Genomic DNA, 20,535 nt, shown 5'->3' on the forward strand with positions numbered 1-20,535 from the left:
CACTTGACTACACGCGTTCATCGTGCGCGGACCTTTCCATGGCCCATGACCCCCCTTCCGCGCGCACGGACGCGGCAGGGGAGGACCACAAGTGACCAGTAGACGCTGGACGTTCAGAACGACCGCGATCGGTGTCGCGCTCGCGGCGGCCACCGCCACGTTCTCGACGTTCGCCATGGCGGAGGCCGCGACCACGGCCGACCCCGCTTCCGTGACCCGGCACGACCCGCAGCCGGTGGAGCAGCACTCGCACGACCTGGACGGCCCGCTGAGCAAGACCCAGAAGGCCCAGCGCCAGGAGGCCCTGAGCCAGGTCATCGCCGGCGAGACCAAGGTCCAGGACCGCCAGGGCTCCAAGGTCGTGGAGCTCAAGGGCAAGAAGGGCGACACCAAGTACGTCGAGCTGGGCCGGGAGAAGACCGACAGGATCTTCACCATCCTGGTCGAGTTCGGCGACAAGACGGACCCGAAGTACGGCGGTACCCCCGGACCGCTGCACAACGAGATCGCCGCGCCGGACCGCAAGAAGGACAACTCCACGGCCTGGCAGAAGGACTACAACCAGCAGCACTTCCAGGACCTGTACTTCGGCACCGGCAAGAACACCGAGTCGGTGAAGAAGTACTACGAGACCCAGTCCTCGGGCCGCTACTCGGTCGACGGCGAGGTCTCCGACTGGGTCAAGGTGCCCTGGAACGAAGCCCGTTACGGCAACAACGAGTGCGGCTCCACCAACTGCCCGAGCGTGTGGAACATCGTCAGTGACGGTGTGAACGCCTGGGTAGCCCAGCAGAAGGCGGCCGGCCGGACCGACGCCCAGATCAAGGCGGACCTGGCCCAGTACGACCAGTGGGACCGCTACGACTACAACGGCGACGGCAACTTCAACGAGCCCGACGGCTACATCGACCACTTCCAGATCGTGCACGCCGGTGAGGACGAGTCCGCCGGCGGCGGCGCCCAGGGCACCGACGCGATCTGGGCGCACCGCTGGTACGCCTTCGGCACCGACGCCGGTGCCACCGGCCCCGAGTACAACAAGCTCGGCGGCGCGCAGATCGGCGACACCGGCATCTGGGTCGGCGACTACACCATCCAGCCGGAGAACGGCGGCCTCGGCGTCTACGCCCACGAGTACGGCCACGACCTCGGCCTGCCGGACGAGTACGACACCGCCGGCGGCGAGAACTCCACCGGCTTCTGGACGTTGATGTCCTCCGGTTCCTGGCTCGGCCGCGGCAAGGAAGCCATCGGCGACCTGCCCGGCGACATGAACGCCTGGGACAAGCTCCAGCTCGGCTGGCTCAACTACGACACCGCCAAGGCCGGTGTGAGCTCCGCGCACAAGCTGGGCCTGTCCGAGTACAACACCAAGCACCGGCAGGCCGTGGTGGTCTCCCTGCCCGACAAGGCGGTCACCACGACGATCGTCGCCCCGGCCCAGGGTGCCATGCAGTGGTGGAGCGGCAGCGCCAACAACCTGAAGAACACCCTGACCCGGTCCGTGGACCTCACCGGCAAGAAGTCGGCCGCCCTCACCCTTGACGGCTGGTACGACATCGAGGCCAACTACGACTTCCTCTACACCGAGGTCTCCACCGACGGCGGCGCCAACTACACCGCCCTGGACGGCACGGCGAACGGGCAGCCGATCCCGCGCGACGGCAGCGGCAACCCGGCCCTGCACGGCTCGGTCGACGGCTGGAAGAAGCTGTCGTACTCCCTGGACGCCTACGCGGGCCAGAAGATCCAGCTCCGCTTCCGCTACCAGACCGACGGCGGAGTGGCGTTGAAGGGCTTCACGGCCGACCAGATCACGCTGACCGCGGACGGCTCGGCGGTCTTCGCGGACGACGCCGAGAGCGCGGACCCGGCGTGGACGGCGAACGGCTTCTCCCGCATCGGCGCGTCCTTCACCAAGGACTACAAGCAGTACTACATCGCCGAGAACCGCCAGTACGTGTCGTACGACACCACCCTGGAGACCGGCCCGTACAACTTCGGCTTCGCCGACCGTCCGGACTGGGTGGAGCACTTCCCGTACCAGAACGGCCTGCTGATCTGGAAGTGGGACACCTCCCAGGCCGACAACAACACCAGCAAGCACCCGGGTGTCGGCCGGATCCTCCCGGTCGACTCGCACCCGGACGCGCTGCGCTGGTCCGACGGCACGCTGATGCGCAACCGCATCCAGACCTACGACTCGACGTTCAGCCTGTACGGCACGGACGGCATCACGCTGCACAAGGCGGGCGTCCCGACCAAGATCAAGTCGTCGAAGGGGGTGTCGGTCTTCAATGACCGCGCCAACACCTACTACGACCCGGCGAACCCGGCCGGCGGTGTCAAGATCACTGACACCAACACCAAGATCAAGATCACCAAGGAGGCCAAGGACGGCTCCACGATCGAGATCGAGATCGGCAGCGCGTTGAAATAATCAGCGTTTACGCAGGTCAAGCGCACATCGGCGGCAACCCCCTGGCGGGTTGTCGCCGATCGTGTTTAGGTGCGTCCTGTGACCCGCTTATTGACACCGACCGGAACGGGGGAGTGACCGCATGGCCGCAGGAGGTTTCTGCAAGCTGCCGAACGGCACCGTGGTGGTGGCGCTGAACCTGCCCAGCCCCACTCTCGACGGCTCCGGCGGCGTGCGCGTCCTCGTCCACGCGCACAACCGCGCCCGGGCCCTGACCCGGCTGCGCAACCTGGGCCTGCGCGCGGTCTACCTGCGGGGCAACGCGGCCCCGCCGACCCCGGACGAGGTCACCGCGGTCCTGCACCACCCCGACGGCCTGATATGGCGCACGTCACCGGGTGACACCGTGGGCGCCCCGGAGCTGTGGCACCCGATCAGAGCCCTGCTGCGCAGACCGGCCGCACACCGGCAGGCGTCGTGACAGTCACCGGCAGGCGCCGCGACAGCCCGTCCCGGACAGGGCCCGGACGGGACCTGGAGAGGCGCGGTCGGACGCGGACCGGCTCCCCCGGGCCCGGGCCCGCGAGCCGGTGATCCTTTCCGGTCACAGCACTGGCTAGGCGACGACCGGCTTGCCCAGGAGTTCCACGCCCGCCTGCCGCAGTTCCTCCAGTGCCCGTTCGGTGGTCGCCTGGGCCACCCCGGCGGTGAGGTCCAGCAGCACCTGGGTGCGGAAGCCCTCCCGCACGGCGTCCAGGGCGGTGGCGCGCACGCAGTGGTCCGTGGCGATCCCGACCACGTCCACCTCGTCGATGTGCCGGGCCCTGAGCCAGTCGGCCAGCGGCTCGCCGTTCACGTCGGTGCCCTCGAAGCCGCTGTAGGCCGCCGAGTAGGCGCCCTTGTCGAAGACCGCGTCGACGGCTCCGGAGGCGACGACGGGGGCGAAGTTCGGGTGGAAGCCCACGCCCTCCGTGCCCGCGACGCAGTGCGCGGGCCAGGAACGGACGAAGTCGGGGTTGTCGGCGAAATGGCCGCCGGGCGCGATGTGGTGGTCCCGGGTCGCCACCACGTGCCGGTAGCCCGCGGGAGCCTGCCCGATGAGCTCGGTGATCGCGGCGGCGACGTCGGCGCCCCCGGCCACCGCGAGGCTGCCCCCCTCGCAGAAGTCGTTCTGAACATCGACGACGATCAAGGCGCGGCGCATGGTCGGTGTCCTTCGGTTGTCGGATCGGCGGGCGGAGGGGGCGCGGTTCCGGTCGTGAGGCCACGGTCCCGGCGGCTCCGCCACTCGGACGGGAGGGGACTTTCGGGGGCGTACCGAAGCGGGGGCACGCGCTTTAGCTACCCGAGCCGGTGTGGACGTACTCCGTCGGAAGGACGGGTTCCCCTCGGGAGAGCTGGGTCGCCGACACCGGCAGGTTGGCGCGGGCGGCCGCGTGCCGGTCCCGGGCGGCGTCCAGCGGCTCGCGGGCGACCACCTCGCCGCCCTTGACCAGCTCCACCAGGAGCTGCCGTCCGGCCAGCCGGTCCGGCACCGGACCGGTGCCCACGACCTCCGCCTCCGCGACCCCGTGCGCGTCCAGCCGGCGCGCCGCCCACTTGCGGCCGCCGATGGAGGTCTTGCCGCCGGTGGACTTCTTCGCCACCGGCACCAGTGGCGCCCCGGCGTCGCCGGTCTCGGCGCGCGCGACCAGCTTGTAGACCATGGACGCCGTCGGGTGGCCGGAGCCGGTGACCAGCTGGGTGCCGACGCCGTAGGCGTCCACGGGCGCCGCCGCCAGCGAGGCGATGGCGTACTCGTCCAGGTCCGAGGTGACGATGATCTTCGTGTCCCGGGCGCCCAGCTCGTCGAGCTGCTGGCGTACCCGGTGCGCGACCAGCAGCAGGTCGCCGGAGTCGATGCGCACCGAGCCCAGCTCGGGCCCGGCGATCTCGACGGCCGTACGGACCGCCTCGGACACGTCGTAGGTGTCCACCAGCAGCGTGGTGTCCCGGCCGAGCGAGTCCACCTGCGCCTGGAAGGCGTCCCGCTCGCTGTCGTGCAGCAGGGTGAAGGCGTGGGCGGAGGTGCCCACCGTCGGGATGTTATAGCGGAAGCCGGCGGCCAGGTCGGAGGTGGAGGTGAAGCCGCCGAGGTAGGCGGCCCGGGAGGCGGCGACCGCGGCCAGCTCGTGGGTGCGGCGGGCGCCCATCTCGATCAGCGGGCGGCCGCCGGCGGCCGAGGCCATCCGGGAGGCTGCGGCCGCGATCGCCGAGTCGTGGTTGAGGATCGACAGGATCACGGTCTCCAGCAGGACGCACTCGCCGAACGACCCCTCCACCCGCATGATCGGCGAGCCCGGGAAGTACACCTCGCCCTCGGGGTAGCCCCAGACGTCCCCGCCGAACCGGTAGCCGGCGAGCCATTCCAGGGTCGGCTCGTCCACCACCCGGCGCTCGCGCAGGAAGCCGAGGACGCCCGCGTCGAAGCGGAAGTTCTCCACCGCGTCCAGCACTCGCCCGGTGCCGCCCACGACCCCGTAGCGGCGCCCGTCGGGCAGTCGCCTGGTGAAGACCTCGAAGACGCTGCGCCGCCCGGCTGTCCCGGCCCTCAGAGCGGCCTGGAGCATCGTCAGCTCGTAGTGATCGGTGAACAGAGCCGTCGAGGGAACGTCCACCGGCAGCCCAAGGTCCGCAACGCCCACCGAAGCTCTCCTAGACATGTCGTGCGGGTGCCCCCGGCGCCGGCCGGGGGTCCGGGGACCGCCCCCGGATGATGCCTGGCGAAGAATCGTACTCCCATTTCGTCAGACTGACGATTTTGCCCTCCGTTTATGCGAGTACCCCCTCGGGGTGGCAGCATGGGCCGTGTGACGGCAGCCGCACCCATCGAGATCGAGAAGACCGAGTCGGCGGAGGAGGTCTTTGCCGTACCCGAACCCGACATGCCCTGGGTGACGATCGTCCACAACGACCCCGTCAATCTCATGAGCTATGTGACGTACGTCTTCCAGACGTACTTCGGCTACTCCAAGGACAAGGCCACCAAGCTCATGCTCGACGTCCACCACAAAGGCCGGGCGATCGTCTCCAGCGGGACCCGTGAGGAGATGGAACGCGACGTCCAGGCCATGCACGGCTATGGTCTGTGGGCCACCCTCCAGCAGGACCGGAAGTAGCGAACTCCCTCCATGCCAGGAACCTTCGAACCGCTCCCCGGCGGCGGCGCGTCCGTCGCCCTCGACGACGTCGAGATCTCCATCATCCGCTCGCTGGCCGTGCAGCTCCTCGAGCTCATCGGTCCCGGCCCGGCCGAGGACACCCCCGCCGACCCGCTCGCCGAGCTGTTCGCCGAGGGCCCGAGCGAACCGCCGTCCGACCCCGTCCTCAAGCGGCTCTTCCCGGACGCCTACAGCGACCCCGAGCAGACTCCCGGCAACCCGCACGAGGCCGCCGAGCAGCGCGCCCACTCCGCCGAGTTCCGCCGCTACACCGAGAACGACCTGCGGGCCGGCAAGCGCGAGAACGCCCTCGCGGTGATCAACGCGCTCAACGCGCTCACCGCGGAAGAAGGCGGCCTTGCGGTGCTGGAGCTGACGCCGGCCGAGTCCCGGCGGTGGCTCGGCGCGCTCAACGATCTGCGCCTCGCCATCGGCTCCCGGCTGGAGATCACCGACGAGGACGACACGGACGACTTCTACCGTCTGCCGGACGAGGATCCGCGCAAGCCGATGGTGATGGCCTACCTCTGGCTGGGCGGGCTCCAGGAGACCCTTGTCTCCACTCTCATGCCGTAGGTCCGCCCCTCATGCCGTAGTCCCGCGCCTCTCACGCTGTGGTCCCGTGCCTCGCACGCCCTGGTTCCATGCCGTGATCCACCCGGCTCATGCCGTGATCCACCCGGTATATCCGGATTTCGCGTTCGCTCAGGGGACGCTCAAATCCGGATAACGATCGCGTCACTGCGACGGCCGGGTATGGGTGCGCTCTGCGCGCTTCGTCCGCTTCTTCCCGTGGGATGCATCACACAGCTCCCCGTCGATCAGTGTTGCGGCCGTGATAAATCTTCACGACCGCCCGGCGGACACCACCCATGTCCGGCCGGGTGCGCCACCGAGCCGGCAACAGCCGGCCAGGCACAGCGGATCCGGGGAGACTCGGGCACGCACTCCATCAATCCGGGGGGATCGAAACCCGATCCGGGGCCGACCGAGGGCCCGGGGTCGGCATGGAGAAAGGCGCACACCACATGACCTCACCGCAGGTCACGGAAGCCCCCGAAGAGGGGTACGAGCGAGGGCTCGGCAGCCGCCAGGTCCAGATGATCGCCATCGGCGGCGCCATCGGCGTCGGCCTCTTCCTGGGTGCAGGGGCGAACATCGCCAAGGCCGGACCCAGCCTCATCGTCATGTACGCCCTCGCGGGCCTGATCATCTTCTTCATCATGCGGGCACTGGGCGAGCTTCTGCTCTACCGCCCCGTCTCGGGCTCCTTCGCGGAGTACTCCCGCGAGTTCCTCGGCCCGTTCTTCGGCTTCTTCACCGGCTGGACGTACTGGCTGATGTGGGTGGTGACCGGAATGGCCGAGCTGACGGCCGCCGCGATCTACGTCCACTACTGGTTCCCCGCCGTCCCGCAGTGGGTGACCGCGCTGGTGTTCCTGGTGGTCCTGTTCGTGGCCAACCTGATCTCCGTGAAGGTCTTCGGCGAGATCGAGTTCTGGTTCTCGATGGTCAAGGTCACCGCCCTCATCGGCATGATCGTGATCGGTCTCGGCGTCCTCACCTTCGGCTTCAGCGCCGCCGGTGACACCGCCACCGTCAGCAACCTCTGGGAGTTCGACGGCTTCTTCCCCAAGGGCGTCGGCTCCTCCCTGATGACCCTCCAGGGCGTGATGTTCGCCTACCTCGCCGTCGAACTGGTCGGCGTCACCGCGGGCGAGTCCGAGGACCCGGAGAAGACCCTCCCCAAGGCGATCAACACCCTGCCCTGGCGGATCGCCCTGTTCTACGTCGGCGCCCTCACCGTCATCCTGTGCGTGGTGAAGTGGACCGAGTTCGCCCCGGGCGTCAGCCCCTTCGTGAAGGCGTTCGCGGTCATCGGTATCCCGGCCGGCGCGGGCATCGTGAACTTCGTGGTGCTCACCGCGGCCCTGTCCTCCTGCAACTCCGGCATGTACTCCACCGGCCGCATGCTGCGCACCCTCGCGGACAACGGCGAGGCCCCCGGGTTCTTCAGCCGCCTGTCGAGCTCCAAGACCCCGGCGCTGGGCATCACCGTCTCCGTCGCCTTCATGGGCATCGGCGTGGTGCTGAACTACATCGTCCCGGAGAAGGCCTTCGGCTACGTCACCTCCGTCGCCACCGCGGCCGGCATCTGGACCTGGCTGATGATCCTGATCAGCCACGTCCTGTACCGCCGGGGCGTCGAGTCGGGCCGGCTGCGCGCCTCCTCCTTCCCGGCCCCCGGCGGCTCCAAGTGCTCCTACGTCGCCATCGCGTTCCTGCTCTTCGTCACCGGCCTGATCGCGTACGACGCCGACTCCCGCGTCTGCCTGTACGTGATGGCCGGGTGGGCCGCCGCCCTGGCCGTCGGCTGGGCGGTCCTCAAGAACCGCAACCCGCAGGTCGCCGAGCGCGACGAGCCGCAGCTCGAGAAGGTCGGCTGACCCGCGGCGCTCCAGGACCGGACGTCGCGGCGGGAGCGGGCCCCCAACCCGCTCCCGCGGCCGCTCAGGACGTCCGCAATGTGGGCCGTTCCGTACCGAACTCCGGTACGGAACGGCCCGCCTGTCTATGCTGGCCGCCATGCTGACCCTTACCCAGGCCCTCTACGACCAGATCGTCGCCCACGCCCGCAAGGACCACCCCGACGAGGCGTGCGGCGTCGTGGCCGGGCCCGCGGGCTCCGGCCGGCCCGAGCGGTTCATCCCCATGGTGAACGCGGCCCGCTCGCCCACCTTCTACGAGTTCGGCTCGCAGGACCTGCTCAAGCTCTACCGGGAGATGGACGACCGGGACGAGGAGCCGGTGATCGTCTACCACTCGCACACCGCGACCGAGGCCTATCCCTCCCGCACCGACATCGGCTACGCCAACGAGCCCGGCGCGCACTACGTCCTGGTCTCCACCGCCGACACCGACGGGCTCGGCGAGTTCCAGTTCCGCTCGTTCCGCATCGTCGAGGGCGAGGTCACGGAGGAGGAGGTCAAGGTGGTGGAGGCGTACTGATCGGGGAACGTCTCGTGACGTGGATGGAAAATGTCCGCGTGGCGAGATCACACTCCGGGTCCGGGACCGGGAATCGATACGATGACCGCATGGTTTTCCACGACGTGAGCGACAAGACGCCGGGCATGCTGCTCGTGGCGCGGCTGCACGTCGACCTGTGCAGGCTGAACAGCGCCATCTGTTGACGTTCCGCGCCGCCGCACGGCCGTGAGGGCTGCGGCGCTCCCCAGTGCCGAAAACCTGGGGGCACCCCTACGGTGCGCCCGGCCGCGTCCGAGCCGGGGGATCCATCCCGACGACATCCTTACCGACAGGAGCCCGCAACCATGGCCATCGAGGTCCGCATCCCCACCATCCTCCGCCAGTACACAGACGGCCAGAAGGCCGTGGACGGCAACGGGGAGACCCTCGCCGAGCTCTTCGCCGACCTCGAGACCCGGCACCCCGGCATCCAGGCCCGGATCGTCGACGAGGCGAACGGCGAGCAACTGCGCCGCTTCGTCAACGTCTACCTGAACGACGAGGACGTGCGCTTCCTGGACGGTATCTCCACCAAGCTCGCCGACGGCGACAACGTGACGATCCTGCCGGCCGTCGCCGGCGGCATGCGCTGATCGGTCGCTGATCAGCGATGCGTTACGACTCCCCGCTGGCCGCGGTGGGCAACACCCCCCTGGTGTGCCTGCCGCGGCTGTCGCCGTCGGCCGACGTCCGCATCTGGGCGAAGCTGGAGGACCGCAACCCGACCGGCTCGATCAAGGACCGCCCCGCCCTGCACATGATCGAGCAGGCGGAGAAGGACGGCCGGCTCACCCCGGGCTGCACGATCCTCGAACCCACCTCCGGCAACACCGGCATCTCGCTGGCCATGGCGGCCAAGCTCAAGGGCTACCGCATGGTGTGCGTGATGCCCGAGAACACCTCGCAGGAGCGCCGGGACCTGCTCGGCATGTGGGGAGCGGAGATCATCCCCTCCCCGGCCGCGGGCGGTTCCAACACCGCCGTGCGCGTCGCCAAGGAGCTGGCCGCCGAGCACCCGGACTGGGTGATGCTCTACCAGTACGGCAACCCGGACAACGCCGGTGCCCACTACGCCACCACCGGCCCCGAGATCCTCGCCGACCTGCCCTCGATCACGCACTTCGTCGCGGGCCTCGGCACCACGGGCACGCTCATGGGCGTCGGCCGCTACCTGCGCGAGCACAAGCCGGACGTGAAGATCGTCGCCGCCGAGCCGCGCTACGACGACCTGGTGTACGGCCTGCGCAACCTCGACGAGGGCTTCGTCCCCGAGCTCTACGACGCCTCCGTCCTCACCACCCGCTACTCGGTCGGCTCGGCCGACGCGGTCACCCGCACCCGTGAACTCCTCCAGCAGGAGGGCATCTTCGCGGGCGTCTCCACCGGCGCCGCGCTGCACGCGGCGATCGGCGTCGGGAAGAAGGCGCTGACGGCGGGCGAGAGCGCCGACATCGTGTTCATCGTCGCCGACGGCGGCTGGAAGTACCTCTCCACCGGCGTCTACACCGCGGCCACCACCGAGGAGGCCATCGGGACCCTCCAGGGCCAGCTCTGGGCGTAGGGCCCGGCGCCCACCGGCGGTCCGTCCGCAACTGCATGCGCGATCTCCATGCGCGGGGCCCCGGCCGTCGTATCGGCCGGGGCCCTGGCGTGCGTGGGGGACTGGATCCTGATGTGCTGGAGAAACGTCATACCGGCAGAAGGACAGGGCACGGCACCCCGCGCACAGCAGAAAGGCGGCCGCCCCATGCGCCGTTCGACGCTTCACGGCACCACCGTCACCGCCGCGGCGGTGACCCTGCTCCTCGTCGGCTGCGGCGCACAGCACGACGGCGCGGGCTCCGGCAAGGACGGCACCCCCACCCGACCGACGACCGCGCCCGCTTCCCCGTCCGGGCCCGCCTCTCCCACTGGGACCGCCCCCGGCTGCACGGACCGCGCCGAACTCACCGCCGCCGACTCCGGGCGCACCCTCTGCCTGACCGTCGGCGGGCAGGTGCGGCTCACCCTGGACGGCACCAAGGACCGCCCCTGGGCACCGGTCAGGTCCAGCGGCACCGCCCTGCGGGCCGCCAACGCCGGCATCGTGATCCTGCCGGGCGACGCCGTCGCCGCCTTCGACGCCGTCACGCCCGGAACGGCCCGGCTGACCTCGGCCCGCCCGCTGTGCGCGACGGGCCCCGGCCGGATCGCGTGCCAGGGCATCCAACAGTGGACGGTCACCGTGCGGGTGACAGGGCCATGAGCCCGACGGGCCACGGCACACGGACACGGCAGCGCAGCGCGCCGGGCCGCACCCGCTCGGTTCAGCCGGGCGGCACTCGCTCCGTTCGGTCGGGCCGTGTCCGTCCCGTTTGGCTGGGCGGTGCTCGTGCCGTTCGGTCGGGCCGCGTTCGTTTCGCTCGGCCGGGCGGCGCTCGCTCCGTTCGGCTGGGCCGCGTCTGTCCCGTTTGGCTGGGCGGTGCTCGTGCCGTTCGGTCGGGCCGCGTTCGTTTCGCTCGGCCGGGCGGCGCTCGCTCCGTTCGGCTGGGCCGTGCCTGTCCAGTTCGGCTGGGCGGTGCCCGTCCCGTTCAGCCGGGTCGTGCCCGTTCCGTTCGGTCGGGTCGTGCCGGCCCCGTTCAGCCCGCCAGGTATCGGACCTGGTCCCAGAGGACCGGGTCCACGACCCCCACCCGGCGGCGGAAGTCCCACACCGGTACCTCCCGGACCTCGTCGGTCTCCAGGAAGCTGGTCCGGCCCTGCGCGTCCCCGACCGAGCCCGGCGGCAGCGGGATCACTCCGGACCGCTCGTCGTGGTACCTGCTGGTGATCTCCGCGACCTTGGCGCGCTTGCCGTGCACCGCCAGGACCAGACAGGGCCGGTCCTTCGCCCCCGGCCCGTCGCCGTGGGGCACGCTGGCCCACCAGATCTCCGCGGGCTGCGGACGCGCCGCGGCACGGCGGCCGGCCAGGCGGCCGGGACGCGACCTCCTCGGGGGCCTGCGGCCCCGTCCCCAGCCGTCGACGAGCGTGGCGACGAGCGCGAGCAGCACCACCGCCGCGAGCGCCAGCCACCAGGACGTGTCCACAGCCATGACGTTACCGGCGTGCGACCCTCGGTGCGCGCCCTTCAACGCTCCCCATGCGCCCCAGGTCCAGCCGAACCGGTGACACCACAGGTGAGTTCGCCCACAACAGCCCTTACCGGAGGAGCGACCGGACGTATCCCGCCTTACGCTCGACGGACCGCACGACCCCCGTCACCTTCCTCTCCGAAGTCTTCCCGCCAGCGGAGGTTTCTGCTTCATGAAGCTCACCGTCGTCGGCTGCTCGGGGTCGTTCCCGTCCGCGGAATCGGCCTGCTCGAGCTACCTCGTCGAGGCCGACGGCTTCCGGCTGCTTCTCGACCTGGGCAACGGCGCCCTGGGCGAGCTGCAGCGCCACTGCGGTCTCTACGACCTCGACGCCATCTTCCTGAGTCATCTGCACGCCGACCACTGCATCGACATGCTCGGCTACTTCGTCGCGCGCTACTACCGGTACGACGGAGGCCGCTGCGACCCCATCCCGGTGTACGGGCCCGAGGGCACCGAGCACCGGCTGACCACCGCCTACGCCGACACCCCCACGGCCTCCTCGATGAGCGAGGTCTTCGACTTCCACACGGTCAAGCCCGGCACCTTCGAGATCGGCCCCTTCACCGTGCACACCGAGCGGATGGCCCACCCCGTGGAGGCCTACGCCATCCGCGTCGAGCACGGCGGGCGGGCGCTGACGTACTCCGGGGACACCGGAGTGAGCGAGGCGCTGGAGGAACTCGCCCGGGACAGCGACCTCTTCCTGTGCGAGGCCGCCTTCACGGACGGCAAGGAGAACATCCCCGATCTGCACCTCAACGGCCGCGAGGCAGGTGAGGCCGCCGCGCGCGCCGGAGTCCGCCGCCTGGTCCTCACCCACATCCCCCCGTGGACCGACCCGCAGATCAACCTTGCCGACGCCCGCGAGGCCTACGCGGGCCCGGTGGAGCTCGCGGCGCCCGGAGCGTCGTACGACATCTAGGTCCAGGACAGCAGCAGGTCCAGGACAGCAGGTCCGTCCAGGAGACGAAAGGCCCCCGGAGTCACGGAACTCCGGGGGCCCTCTCACGTCGTGGCCGGGCTTACGCCTTCGTGAGGTCCTCGGTCTCCTCCTCGGGCTCGCGGCCCGGGGTGGGGAGGTTGAACTTGGTGATGGCGAAGCGGAACACGGTGTAGTAGATCGCCGCGAACACCAGGCCGATCGGGATGATCAGCCATGGCTTGGTCGCCAGGTTCCAGTTGAGGGCGTAGTCGATGAAGCCGGCGGAGAAGGTGAAGCCGGCGTGCACGCCGAGCGCCCAGGTTATCGCCATGGACAGGGCGGTCAGCACCGCGTGGATCACGTACAGCACGGGGGCGATGAACATGAACGTGAACTCGATCGGCTCGGTCACACCGGTCACGAAGGAGGTCAGTGCGAGCGACACCATCATGCCCAGGACGGCCTTGCGGCGCTCCGGCCGGGCCGAGTGCGCGATGGCCAGGGCGGCAGCCGGCAGACCGAACATCATGATCGGGAAGAAGCCCGACATGAACTGGCCGGCGTGCGGGTCACCCGCGAAGAAGCGGTTCAGGTCGCCGTGGACGACCTGGCCGGCGGAGTTGGTGAAGTCGCCGATCTGGAACCACGAGACGGTGTTGACGAACTGGTGCATGCCGACCGGGATCAGCGCACGGTTGACCAGACCGAACAGGCCCGCGCCTGCGGCGCCCAACCCGGTGATCCACTTGCCGAGGTCGGTGATCACGTCACCGATGGGCTGCCAGCCCACCACGACCAGAACGCCCAGCGCGGTACCGACGAAAGCCATGATGATCGGGACCAGGCGGCGGCCGTTGAAGAAGCCCAGCCAGTCGACGAGCCTGGTGCGGTGGAACCGCTGCCAGATCACGGCGGAGAGCAGACCGAGGATGATGCCGCCCAGCACGCCCGGGTTCTGGTAGGACGCCGCGGTGACCTCGGAGCCGTGCTTCCACACGCCGCCGAGACCGGTTGAGACGAACTCGGCGCCCTTCGGCACACCGTCCTCGATCGGGAACTGGTGGATCACCGTGTAATAGGTGAGGAACCCGACCACCGCGGCGAGCGCGGTCGAGCCGTCGGCCTTCTTGGCGAAGCCGATGGCGACGCCGATGCAGAACAGCAGCGGCAGGCCGAGCGAGGCATCCAGCAGCGCGCCACCGGCGCCGGCGAACACCTTGGCGACCTGGTCCCAGCCGAGTCCGTCCGCGCCGAACACGTCCGGCTGTCCCAGACGCAGCAGGATGCCGGCCGCCGGCAGTACGGCGATCGGGAGTTGCAGGCTGCGGCCGACCTTCTGCAGGCCCTGGAACAGGCCGGATCCCCATTTCTTCGCCGGGGCCGCCGTCTCGGTGGCGGTGCTCATACATCCTCCATCGGGTGGTGGTCTACACCACTCAGTGGTGTAGACCTTTTGTAACACGATGAAGGGGGCGTAAGGAACCCGTGATTCCCGCGACCGAACCACTACGCACCGTGTGGATGTGGGGTCTGAGTCGGTGATGAAGGGCAAGCGGTGGGCATCGAGCCTCGTTTGGTCCCCGTGCCTACGCTGGTGTAGACCAGTCGGCGGACGGTTCCGCTGCCGTGAGCGCACCATTCTGCACCCATGGCACGGCCGCTCGCAAAGATGGGCCAACTGTGGGTTACTGCGACAAAGCGGATCGGATCAGGGAGAAGGAACATGGCCACCAAGGCTGAGAAGATCGTCGCCGGGCTGGGCGGCATCCAGAACATCGACGAGATCGAGGGCTGCATCACCCGGCTCCGCACCGAAGTGCACGACGCCTCCCTGGTCGACGAGACCGCCCTCAAGGCCGCCGGCGCGCACGGCGTCGTCAAGATGGGCACCGCCATCCAGGTCGTCATCGGCACCGACGCCGACCCGATCGCCGCGGAGATCGAAGACATGATGTGAACCCGGCGGACCACCGCGGTTCACCTTCAAGGGGCTCTTCCCGATGCGGGAGGAGCCCCTTGTCCATGGGGGACTACGCTCGACGCCATGTCTCGTATCGACGGCCGCACCCCCGAACAACTCCGCCCGGTCACCATCGAACGCGGGTGGAGCAAGCACGCCGAGGGCTCCGTCCTCGTCTCCTTCGGCGACACCAAGGTCTTCTGCACCGCCTCCGTCACCGAAGGCGTCCCGCGCTGGCGCAAGGGCAGCGGCGAGGGCTGGGTCACCGCCGAGTACTCCATGCTGCCCCGCGCCACCAACACCCGCGGTGACCGCGAATCGGTCAAGGGCAGGATCGGCGGCCGCACCCATGAGATCTCCCGCCTCATCGGCCGCTCCCTGCGCTCGGTCGTCGACTACAAGGCACTCGGCGAGAACACCATCGTCCTGGACTGCGACGTCCTCCAGGCCGACGGCGGCACCCGGACCGCGGCCATCACGGGTGCCTACGTGGCCCTGGCCGACGCCGTCACCTGGGCCCGCGGCAAGAAGCTGATCAAGGCCGGCCGCCAGCCGCTCACCGGCACCGTCAGCGCCGTCTCGGTCGGCATCGTCGGCGGTGTGCCGCTGCTCGACCTCTGCTACGAGGAGGACGTCCGTGCCGAGACCGACATGAACGTCGTCTGCACCGGCGACGGCCGCTTCGTCGAGGTCCAGGGCACCGCGGAGGCCGAACCCTTCGCCCGCGAGGAACTCAACAGCCTCCTCGACCTCGCCGTGGCCGGCTGCGCCGAACTCACGGCGATCCAGCGCACGGCACTCGAGACGGCCCTGGCGAAGTAGAGGAGCAGCCCCGCATGACCCGCTTGATCCTCGCCACCCGCAACTCCGGCAAGATCGTCGAGCTCAGGGCGATCCTGGCCGACGCCGGCCTGCCCCACGAACTCGTCGGCACCGACGCCTACCCGGACGTCCCCGACGTCAAGGAGACCGGCGTCACCTTCGCCGAGAACGCCCTGCTGAAGGCCCACGCCCTGGCCCAGGCCACCGGCCTCCCCGCGGTCGCGGACGACTCCGGCCTCTGCGTCGACGTCCTCGGCGGCGCCCCCGGCATCTTCTCGGCCCGCTGGGTCGGCCGCCACGGCGACGACAAGGCCAACCTCGACCTGCTCCTGGCCCAGCTCTCGGACATCGCCGACGACCACCGCGCCGCCCACTTCGCCTGCGCCGCGGCCCTCGCCCTGCCGGACGGCACGGAACGCGTGGTGGAGGGGCAACTGCGCGGCACCCTGCGCCACGAGCCCGCGGGCACCAACGGCTTCGGCTACGACCCGATCCTCCAGCCCGACGGGGACACCCGCACCTGCGCTGAACTGACTCCCGAGGAGAAGAACGCGATCAGCCACCGCGGCAAGGCGTTTCGCGCCCTGGTGCCGGTGGTGCGGGAGTTGCTCGGATAGCGCGAGCAGGAGCTGGTGCGGCCGGAGGGACTCGAACCCTCACGGGAGTTACCCCACTGGGACCTAAACCCAGCGTGACTGCCAATTCCACCACGGCCGCCTGGTGCTGCCCGGCCATGCTACTGGCCGGGCAGCGCCCTCAGATCCCCAAATCCTTGATGATCTTGGCCACGTGGCCCGTCGCCTTCACGTTGTAGAGGGCTCGTTCGACCTTGCCCTCCTCGTCGACGACGATCGTGGAGCGGATGACGCCGACGACGGTCTTGCCGTAGAGCTTCTTCTCGCCGAAGGCGCCGTAGGACTCCAGGACCTTCTTGTCCGGGTCGCCGAGCAACGTGACCTTGAGGGACTCCTTGTCGCGGAACTTCGCCAGCTTCTCCGGCTTGTCGGGGGAGATGCCGATCACGTCGTACCCCGCGCCCGCCAGCAGGTCCAGGTTGTCGGTGAAGTCGCAGGCCTGCTTGGTGCAGCCGGGGGTGAGGGCGGCCGGGTAGAAGTAGACGATGACCTTCCGGCCCTTGTGGTCGGCCAGCGACACCTCCTTGCCGTCGGCGTCGGGGAGGGCGAAGGCGGGGGCCACGTCCCCGGGCTGGAGTCGCTCGGTCATCGAAGCTCGTCTCCTCGTGCGTGCGGATACCGTGTCGCTCCGAGGGTAACCGGGGGTGCCGACAGTGCGGTCGGAGCGGGAACTGACAGACTGTCCCGAACAGGCATCAGTTGACTTCGGAGGCGGCACGGTGGCGGACACCGCGGACACCAGAACCCCGGCTGAGATCGAGGCGGACATCAAACGCCGCCGTGAGGTGCTGGCCGAGACGCTCGACGAGATCGGGGTGCGCGTACACCCGAAGACCATCGTCGGGGATGCCAAGGCCAAGGTCGCCTCCCATGTCGACCACACGCTCGGACGGGCCTACGTGCAGGTCAACCGGGTGGTGAGCGATGTGCGGGCGCAGTTCGTGGACGAGGAGGGCGCCCCGCGCCTGGAGCGGGTCGTACCGGTCGCGCTCGTCGCCGTCGGCCTGGTCGGACTGCTCGCTCTGGGCGCCCGCCGGCGCCGTCGCTGAGCGGCACGACGCCCCACCGCGTGCAGACGTGCCGAAGGCAGGTAGGTTCGAGGCGTGAGCGCCAACAGACATGAGCACAGCAGCCACCACGACAAGCTGCCCATCCGGATGCTGCACGACCGGGTGCTCGTCCGGCAGGACACGAGCGAGGGCGAGCGGCGTTCGGGCGGTGGCATCCTGATTCCCGCGACAGCGGCGGTGGGACGCCGGCTGGCCTGGGCCGAGGTCGTCGCGGTGGGGCAGAACGTGCGGACCGTCGAGCCGGGGGACCGGGTGTTGTTCGATCCGGAGGACCGTGCCGAGGTCGAGGTGCGCGGGGTCGCGTACGTGCTCATGCGCGAGCGTGATCTGCACGCGGTGGCCGCGGACCGGTTCGAGGGTTCGGAAGACTCCACCGGCCTGTATCTGTAGCGGTACGGGACGTCCTGGGACGACCTCCACGACGCCGTACGACGGCTTCGCAGACCGACCGCCGAGGGGCTGGTGACCATGGTCACCAGCCCCTTTTGTCGTTCCTTTGCTAGCCTCGGGTCCAACCCGACGAGACGCGCCGTACCGGGACGAACGCAAAGACGACGCACCCCCGTTCATGTCCTTACGTCGTCCCGGAGGTGCCCGTCATGGCCTGGGTCCTGCTCATTCTCGCCGGTCTGCTGGAGGTGGGCTGGTCGATCGGAATGAAGTTCACCGACGGCTTCACCCGCCCCCTGCCCAGCGTGCTCACCGGCGCCGGGATCGTGACCAGCATGGTCCTGCTGTCGTACGCCGCCCGCTCCCTGCCCATCGGCACCGCCTACGGCGTGTGGGTGGGCATCGGGGCGGCCGGTGCGGCGGTGATCGGCATGGCGGTGCTGGGGGAGCCGGCGACCGCCGCCCGGATCTTCTTCGTGTGTCTGCTGCTGGTGGCCGTGGTAGGGCTCAAGGTCACGTCCGGTCACTGAACATGCCTTGCAGGCCGGTGTTCGTGCCGCCGTCGCCGGGGGTACCGGCCCCGGCGTTCCCGCCCGCGCTGCCCGGGGTGCTGGGGCCGCCTCCGCCGGGCGCGCCTCCCGCGCCGTCCGGCGGGGTGCCCCCGACGTCCCCGGTGCCCGGGTCGGTGGGACCGCCCGGCGGGGTGCCGGCGTCGGTCCCGCCGGTGGTGGGGTCGCCGCCGGTTTCGGGTGTGGCGCCGTCGCCCTGGCCCTGCCCCTGGTCCTGGCCCTGGTCCTGCCCCGGGTCCTGGCCGCCGGGGTCGGCCGTGCCGCCGCCGTCCTGACCGCCGTCGCCCGGGTTCTCGTCGGGCACCGAGGGCGGCGGCTGGATCTGGTCGGCGCCCGGCTGGAGCTGGAGGTCGAAGTCGGTGACCGGGGTGTTCTTCAGGGCCGCCCCGGTGTACTGCGCCCAGATCTGGGCGGGCGGCCCGCCGCCGTTGACACGGGCCAGCCCCATGGCGGCGTAGAGCGGCTTGTGATGGGCGGTGACCGGGTCCTGGCCCATGACCGAGACGACGGTGGCGAGTTCGGGCGTGTAGCCGGCGAACAGGGCCGCGGTGTCCTCCTCGGCGGTGCCGGTCTTGCCGGCGGCGGGCCGGCCGGCGGCCTGGGCGGCGGTGGCGGTGCCGTTCTGCACGACGCTGCGCAGTATCGCGGTGGTGGTGTCGGCGGCCTCGCGGGTGATCGCCTGGGTCTCGGTGCGCTGGGGCAGCTCGACGGTGTCGGTGCCGTCCTTGGTGATCTTCTTGATCATCGTGTACGGGGCGTGCTTGCCGTGGTTGGCGAGTGTGGCGTAGGCGTCGGCCATGTCGACGACGCTGGCGGTGGCCACTCCGAGCGCGATGGACGGGGTGGGGGTCAGGGACGGGGTGTCGGCCGACAGGCCGAGGGCGACGGCGGTGTCCTTGACCTTGTCGGAGCCGACGTCGACGGCCATCTGCGCGTACACCGCGTTGACGGACTTGTCCGTGGCCTCGCTGACGGTGATGTCGCCGTAGGACCGCTGGTCCTCGTTCTCGGGGGCGTAGGAGCCGCTCCAGCCCTGGACGGGGCGCTTGTTGGTGCCGTCGTAGTAGGTGTTCGGGGTGATCGGGCGGCCGTCCTGGGTCGCGGAGCCGTTCTGGACGGCGGAGGTGAACACGAACGGCTTGAAGGTGGAGCCCACCTGGAAGTCCCGGCGGGTGGCGTTGTTCGTGTACTGCTTGACGTAGTCGATGCCGCCGTACATGGCGACGAGCTCGCCGGTCTTCGGGTCGATGGAGGCGGCGCCGGCCCGGACGTAGGTGTCGACCTTCCGGTTCTTCCGGTCGAGCTTGCTCATCACCTGGTCGTCCACGGCCTTGACCAGGGCGTCCTGCTTGTTCTTCTCCAGGGTCGTGGTGATCTGGTAGCCGCCCGCGGAGAGCTGGTCCTCGTCCAGGATCTTGTTTTGGGCCAGGTAGTCCTTCACCGTGCGGACGATGTAGCCGCGCTGCCCGGACATGCCCGTGGGGGCGGTGGCCTCCTTCGGCATCGGGAACTTCGTCCCGGCCCGCTGCGAGGCGCTCAGCCAGCCCTTCTTGACCATGCCGTTCAGGACGTAGTTCCAGCGGGCCAGGGCGGCGGACTTGTTCTCCGGGTGGGCGACGACGTCGAACTCGCTGGGCGCGTTGACCAGCGCGGCCAGATAGGCGGCGCGGGCCGGGTCGAGGTTCTGGGCCTTGACGCCGTAGTACGCCTGGGCGGCGGCCTGGATGCCGTAGGCGTTGCGGCCGAAGTAGCTGGTGTTGAGGTAGCCCTCGAGGATGTCCTTCTTGGACGCGGTGCGATCCAGCTTGATCGCGATGAAGAACTCCTTCACCTTGCGGGTGACGGTCTGCTCCTGGCCCAGGTAGTAGTTCTTCACGTACTGCTGGGTGATCGTCGAACCGGACTGCTTGCCCTTGCCGAGGGCGGTGTTCCAGCCGGCGCGCAGCATCGCCTTGGGGTCGATGGCGGACTCGGTGTAGAAGTCGCGGTCCTCGGCGGCGAGCACGGCGTGCTGGGCGTCCTTGGAGACCTGGGCGAGCGTGACGTTCTCCCGGTTGATCTCGCCGTCCCGGGCGATCTCGGAGCCGTCGGCGTACAGGTAGACGTTGGCCTGCTTGACGGCCATGGCGTTGGCAGGCGGGATCTTCACCAGCGAGTAACCGATGAAGAACGCCCCGATGACCAGCAGCATGGCGGTGAGGAAGCCGCCGAGCACCATCCGCCAGGTCGGTACGGCGCGGCGCCAGCCGGTGCGCCGGGGCCGTCCGGCCTTTCCGCCGCCGCCCGTCTCGCCCTCCGCCCCGCTCCCTGCCCCGCTCTCCGCTTCGCCCCCGCTCTCGGGTGCCGCCGGTGGCTGGTGGTCGGCCACGCCCTGGTTCGGCTGCTGCGGCTCGTCACTCATG

The 20,535-nt window shown here is 69.8% G+C and carries 23 protein-coding genes, 1 tRNA gene and 1 riboswitch; of the genes, 17 read left to right on the forward strand and 7 right to left on the reverse strand.

Annotated elements, in window-relative coordinates:
* The first annotated feature begins 91 nt into the window (after positions 1-91).
* Both ABZ818_RS17285 and ABZ818_RS17290 read left to right on the forward strand, forming a co-directional pair.
* The gene (locus ABZ818_RS17285; protein ID WP_361415069.1) at positions 92-2,440 is read left to right on the forward strand and encodes an immune inhibitor A domain-containing protein; all 2,349 of its coding nucleotides are present in this window, start codon (positions 92-94) and stop codon (positions 2,438-2,440) included.
* Positions 2,441-2,561: 121 nt separating this feature from the next.
* Complete coding sequence (locus ABZ818_RS17290) at positions 2,562-2,900, forward strand: hypothetical protein (RefSeq protein WP_361415071.1); 339 nt, start codon at positions 2,562-2,564, stop codon at positions 2,898-2,900.
* A 135-nt stretch (positions 2,901-3,035) separates the two neighbouring features.
* On the opposite strand, the gene ABZ818_RS17295 is transcribed toward ABZ818_RS17290, so the two are convergent.
* Positions 3,036-3,623, reverse strand: a complete 588-nt coding sequence (locus tag ABZ818_RS17295; protein ID WP_361415073.1) for an isochorismatase family protein — start codon at positions 3,621-3,623, stop codon at positions 3,036-3,038.
* 133 nt (positions 3,624-3,756) lie between these two features.
* Complete coding sequence (locus ABZ818_RS17300; RefSeq protein WP_361415075.1) at positions 3,757-5,103, reverse strand: nicotinate phosphoribosyltransferase; 1,347 nt, start codon at positions 5,101-5,103, stop codon at positions 3,757-3,759.
* 156 nt (positions 5,104-5,259) lie between these two features.
* Here ABZ818_RS17300 and clpS point away from each other — a divergent pair, with 156 nt between their 5' ends.
* From clpS to ABZ818_RS17340, 8 genes are all read left to right on the forward strand, one after another.
* Positions 5,260-5,577, forward strand: a complete 318-nt coding sequence (gene clpS / locus ABZ818_RS17305; protein WP_361415077.1) for an ATP-dependent Clp protease adapter ClpS — start codon at positions 5,260-5,262, stop codon at positions 5,575-5,577.
* A 12-nt stretch (positions 5,578-5,589) separates the two neighbouring features.
* Complete coding sequence (locus tag ABZ818_RS17310) at positions 5,590-6,195, forward strand: DUF2017 domain-containing protein (RefSeq protein WP_361415079.1); 606 nt, start codon at positions 5,590-5,592, stop codon at positions 6,193-6,195.
* A gap of 452 nt (positions 6,196-6,647) precedes the next feature.
* Positions 6,648-8,066 (forward strand): amino acid permease, encoded by a 1,419-nt coding sequence (locus ABZ818_RS17315; RefSeq protein ID WP_361415081.1) that lies wholly within the window; start codon positions 6,648-6,650, stop codon positions 8,064-8,066.
* A 139-nt stretch (positions 8,067-8,205) separates the two neighbouring features.
* Positions 8,206-8,628 carry a M67 family metallopeptidase gene (locus ABZ818_RS17320; protein ID WP_361415083.1) on the forward strand — a complete coding sequence of 141 codons (423 nt, stop codon included), beginning with the start codon at positions 8,206-8,208 and terminating at the stop codon, positions 8,626-8,628.
* 89 nt (positions 8,629-8,717) lie between these two features.
* Positions 8,718-8,813, forward strand: a complete 96-nt coding sequence (locus tag ABZ818_RS17325; RefSeq protein ID WP_348638506.1) for a putative leader peptide — start codon at positions 8,718-8,720, stop codon at positions 8,811-8,813.
* A 141-nt stretch (positions 8,814-8,954) separates the two neighbouring features.
* A complete protein-coding gene (locus tag ABZ818_RS17330) occupies positions 8,955-9,242 on the forward strand; it encodes a MoaD/ThiS family protein (RefSeq protein WP_361415085.1) in 288 nt (95 codons plus the stop codon).
* A 17-nt stretch (positions 9,243-9,259) separates the two neighbouring features.
* Entirely contained in the window at positions 9,260-10,210 is a 951-nt protein-coding gene (locus ABZ818_RS17335) for a cysteine synthase (protein WP_361415087.1), read from the forward strand.
* A gap of 186 nt (positions 10,211-10,396) precedes the next feature.
* Entirely contained in the window at positions 10,397-10,894 is a 498-nt protein-coding gene (locus ABZ818_RS17340; RefSeq protein ID WP_361415089.1) for a hypothetical protein, read from the forward strand.
* A gap of 373 nt (positions 10,895-11,267) precedes the next feature.
* Here the strand turns inward: ABZ818_RS17340 and ABZ818_RS17345 are convergent, their stop codons facing one another.
* A complete protein-coding gene (locus tag ABZ818_RS17345; protein ID WP_361415147.1) occupies positions 11,268-11,717 on the reverse strand; it encodes a type II toxin-antitoxin system PemK/MazF family toxin in 450 nt (149 codons plus the stop codon).
* Positions 11,718-11,934: 217 nt separating this feature from the next.
* Between ABZ818_RS17345 and ABZ818_RS17350 the strand changes: the two genes are divergently transcribed.
* The gene (locus ABZ818_RS17350; protein ID WP_361415091.1) at positions 11,935-12,687 is read left to right on the forward strand and encodes an MBL fold metallo-hydrolase; all 753 of its coding nucleotides are present in this window, start codon (positions 11,935-11,937) and stop codon (positions 12,685-12,687) included.
* 100 nt (positions 12,688-12,787) lie between these two features.
* On the opposite strand, the gene ABZ818_RS17355 is transcribed toward ABZ818_RS17350, so the two are convergent.
* Positions 12,788-14,092 (reverse strand): PTS transporter subunit EIIC, encoded by a 1,305-nt coding sequence (locus ABZ818_RS17355; RefSeq protein WP_361415093.1) that lies wholly within the window; start codon positions 14,090-14,092, stop codon positions 12,788-12,790.
* Between the two features lie 318 nt (positions 14,093-14,410).
* Between ABZ818_RS17355 and ABZ818_RS17360 the strand changes: the two genes are divergently transcribed.
* The 3 genes from ABZ818_RS17360 to rdgB all read left to right on the forward strand — a co-directional run bounded on the left by ABZ818_RS17360 (position 14,411) and on the right by rdgB (position 16,086).
* Positions 14,411-14,644, forward strand: coding sequence for a PTS glucose/sucrose transporter subunit IIB (locus ABZ818_RS17360; protein ID WP_141360559.1), 234 nt, complete (start codon positions 14,411-14,413; stop codon positions 14,642-14,644).
* Between the two features lie 87 nt (positions 14,645-14,731).
* A complete protein-coding gene (gene rph / locus ABZ818_RS17365) occupies positions 14,732-15,469 on the forward strand; it encodes a ribonuclease PH (protein WP_361415095.1) in 738 nt (245 codons plus the stop codon).
* Positions 15,470-15,483: 14 nt separating this feature from the next.
* Entirely contained in the window at positions 15,484-16,086 is a 603-nt protein-coding gene (gene rdgB / locus ABZ818_RS17370; protein WP_361415097.1) for an RdgB/HAM1 family non-canonical purine NTP pyrophosphatase, read from the forward strand.
* A 13-nt stretch (positions 16,087-16,099) separates the two neighbouring features.
* Here rdgB and ABZ818_RS17375 read toward each other — a convergent pair.
* Positions 16,100-16,186 (reverse strand) — tRNA-Leu (locus ABZ818_RS17375).
* Positions 16,187-16,225: 39 nt separating this feature from the next.
* The gene (gene bcp, locus ABZ818_RS17380) at positions 16,226-16,693 is read right to left on the reverse strand and encodes a thioredoxin-dependent thiol peroxidase (RefSeq protein ID WP_361415099.1); all 468 of its coding nucleotides are present in this window, start codon (positions 16,691-16,693) and stop codon (positions 16,226-16,228) included.
* 130 nt (positions 16,694-16,823) lie between these two features.
* On the opposite strand from bcp, the gene ABZ818_RS17385 reads away from it, so the two are divergent.
* The 3 genes from ABZ818_RS17385 (at position 16,824) to ABZ818_RS17395 (ending at position 18,094) form a co-directional block, all read left to right on the forward strand.
* The gene (locus ABZ818_RS17385) at positions 16,824-17,153 is read left to right on the forward strand and encodes a DUF3618 domain-containing protein (RefSeq protein WP_361415101.1); all 330 of its coding nucleotides are present in this window, start codon (positions 16,824-16,826) and stop codon (positions 17,151-17,153) included.
* 54 nt (positions 17,154-17,207) lie between these two features.
* A complete protein-coding gene (locus tag ABZ818_RS17390; protein WP_361415103.1) occupies positions 17,208-17,564 on the forward strand; it encodes a co-chaperone GroES in 357 nt (118 codons plus the stop codon).
* A gap of 95 nt (positions 17,565-17,659) precedes the next feature.
* Positions 17,660-17,735: riboswitch (guanidine-III (ykkC-III) riboswitch) on the forward strand.
* Between the two features lie 38 nt (positions 17,736-17,773).
* A complete protein-coding gene (locus ABZ818_RS17395) occupies positions 17,774-18,094 on the forward strand; it encodes a multidrug efflux SMR transporter (RefSeq protein WP_361415105.1) in 321 nt (106 codons plus the stop codon).
* Here the strand turns inward: ABZ818_RS17395 and ABZ818_RS17400 are convergent.
* Positions 18,078-20,534, reverse strand: a complete 2,457-nt coding sequence (locus ABZ818_RS17400) for a transglycosylase domain-containing protein (protein ID WP_361415107.1) — start codon at positions 20,532-20,534, stop codon at positions 18,078-18,080. The two genes, ABZ818_RS17395 and ABZ818_RS17400, sit on opposite strands and share 17 nt — an antisense overlap.
* Position 20,535 lies beyond the last annotated feature (1 nt).

Origin of the sequence: Streptomyces sp. NPDC047453 (assembly GCF_040643155.1) — a bacterium.
GTDB lineage: Bacteria > Actinomycetota > Actinomycetes > Streptomycetales > Streptomycetaceae > Streptomyces.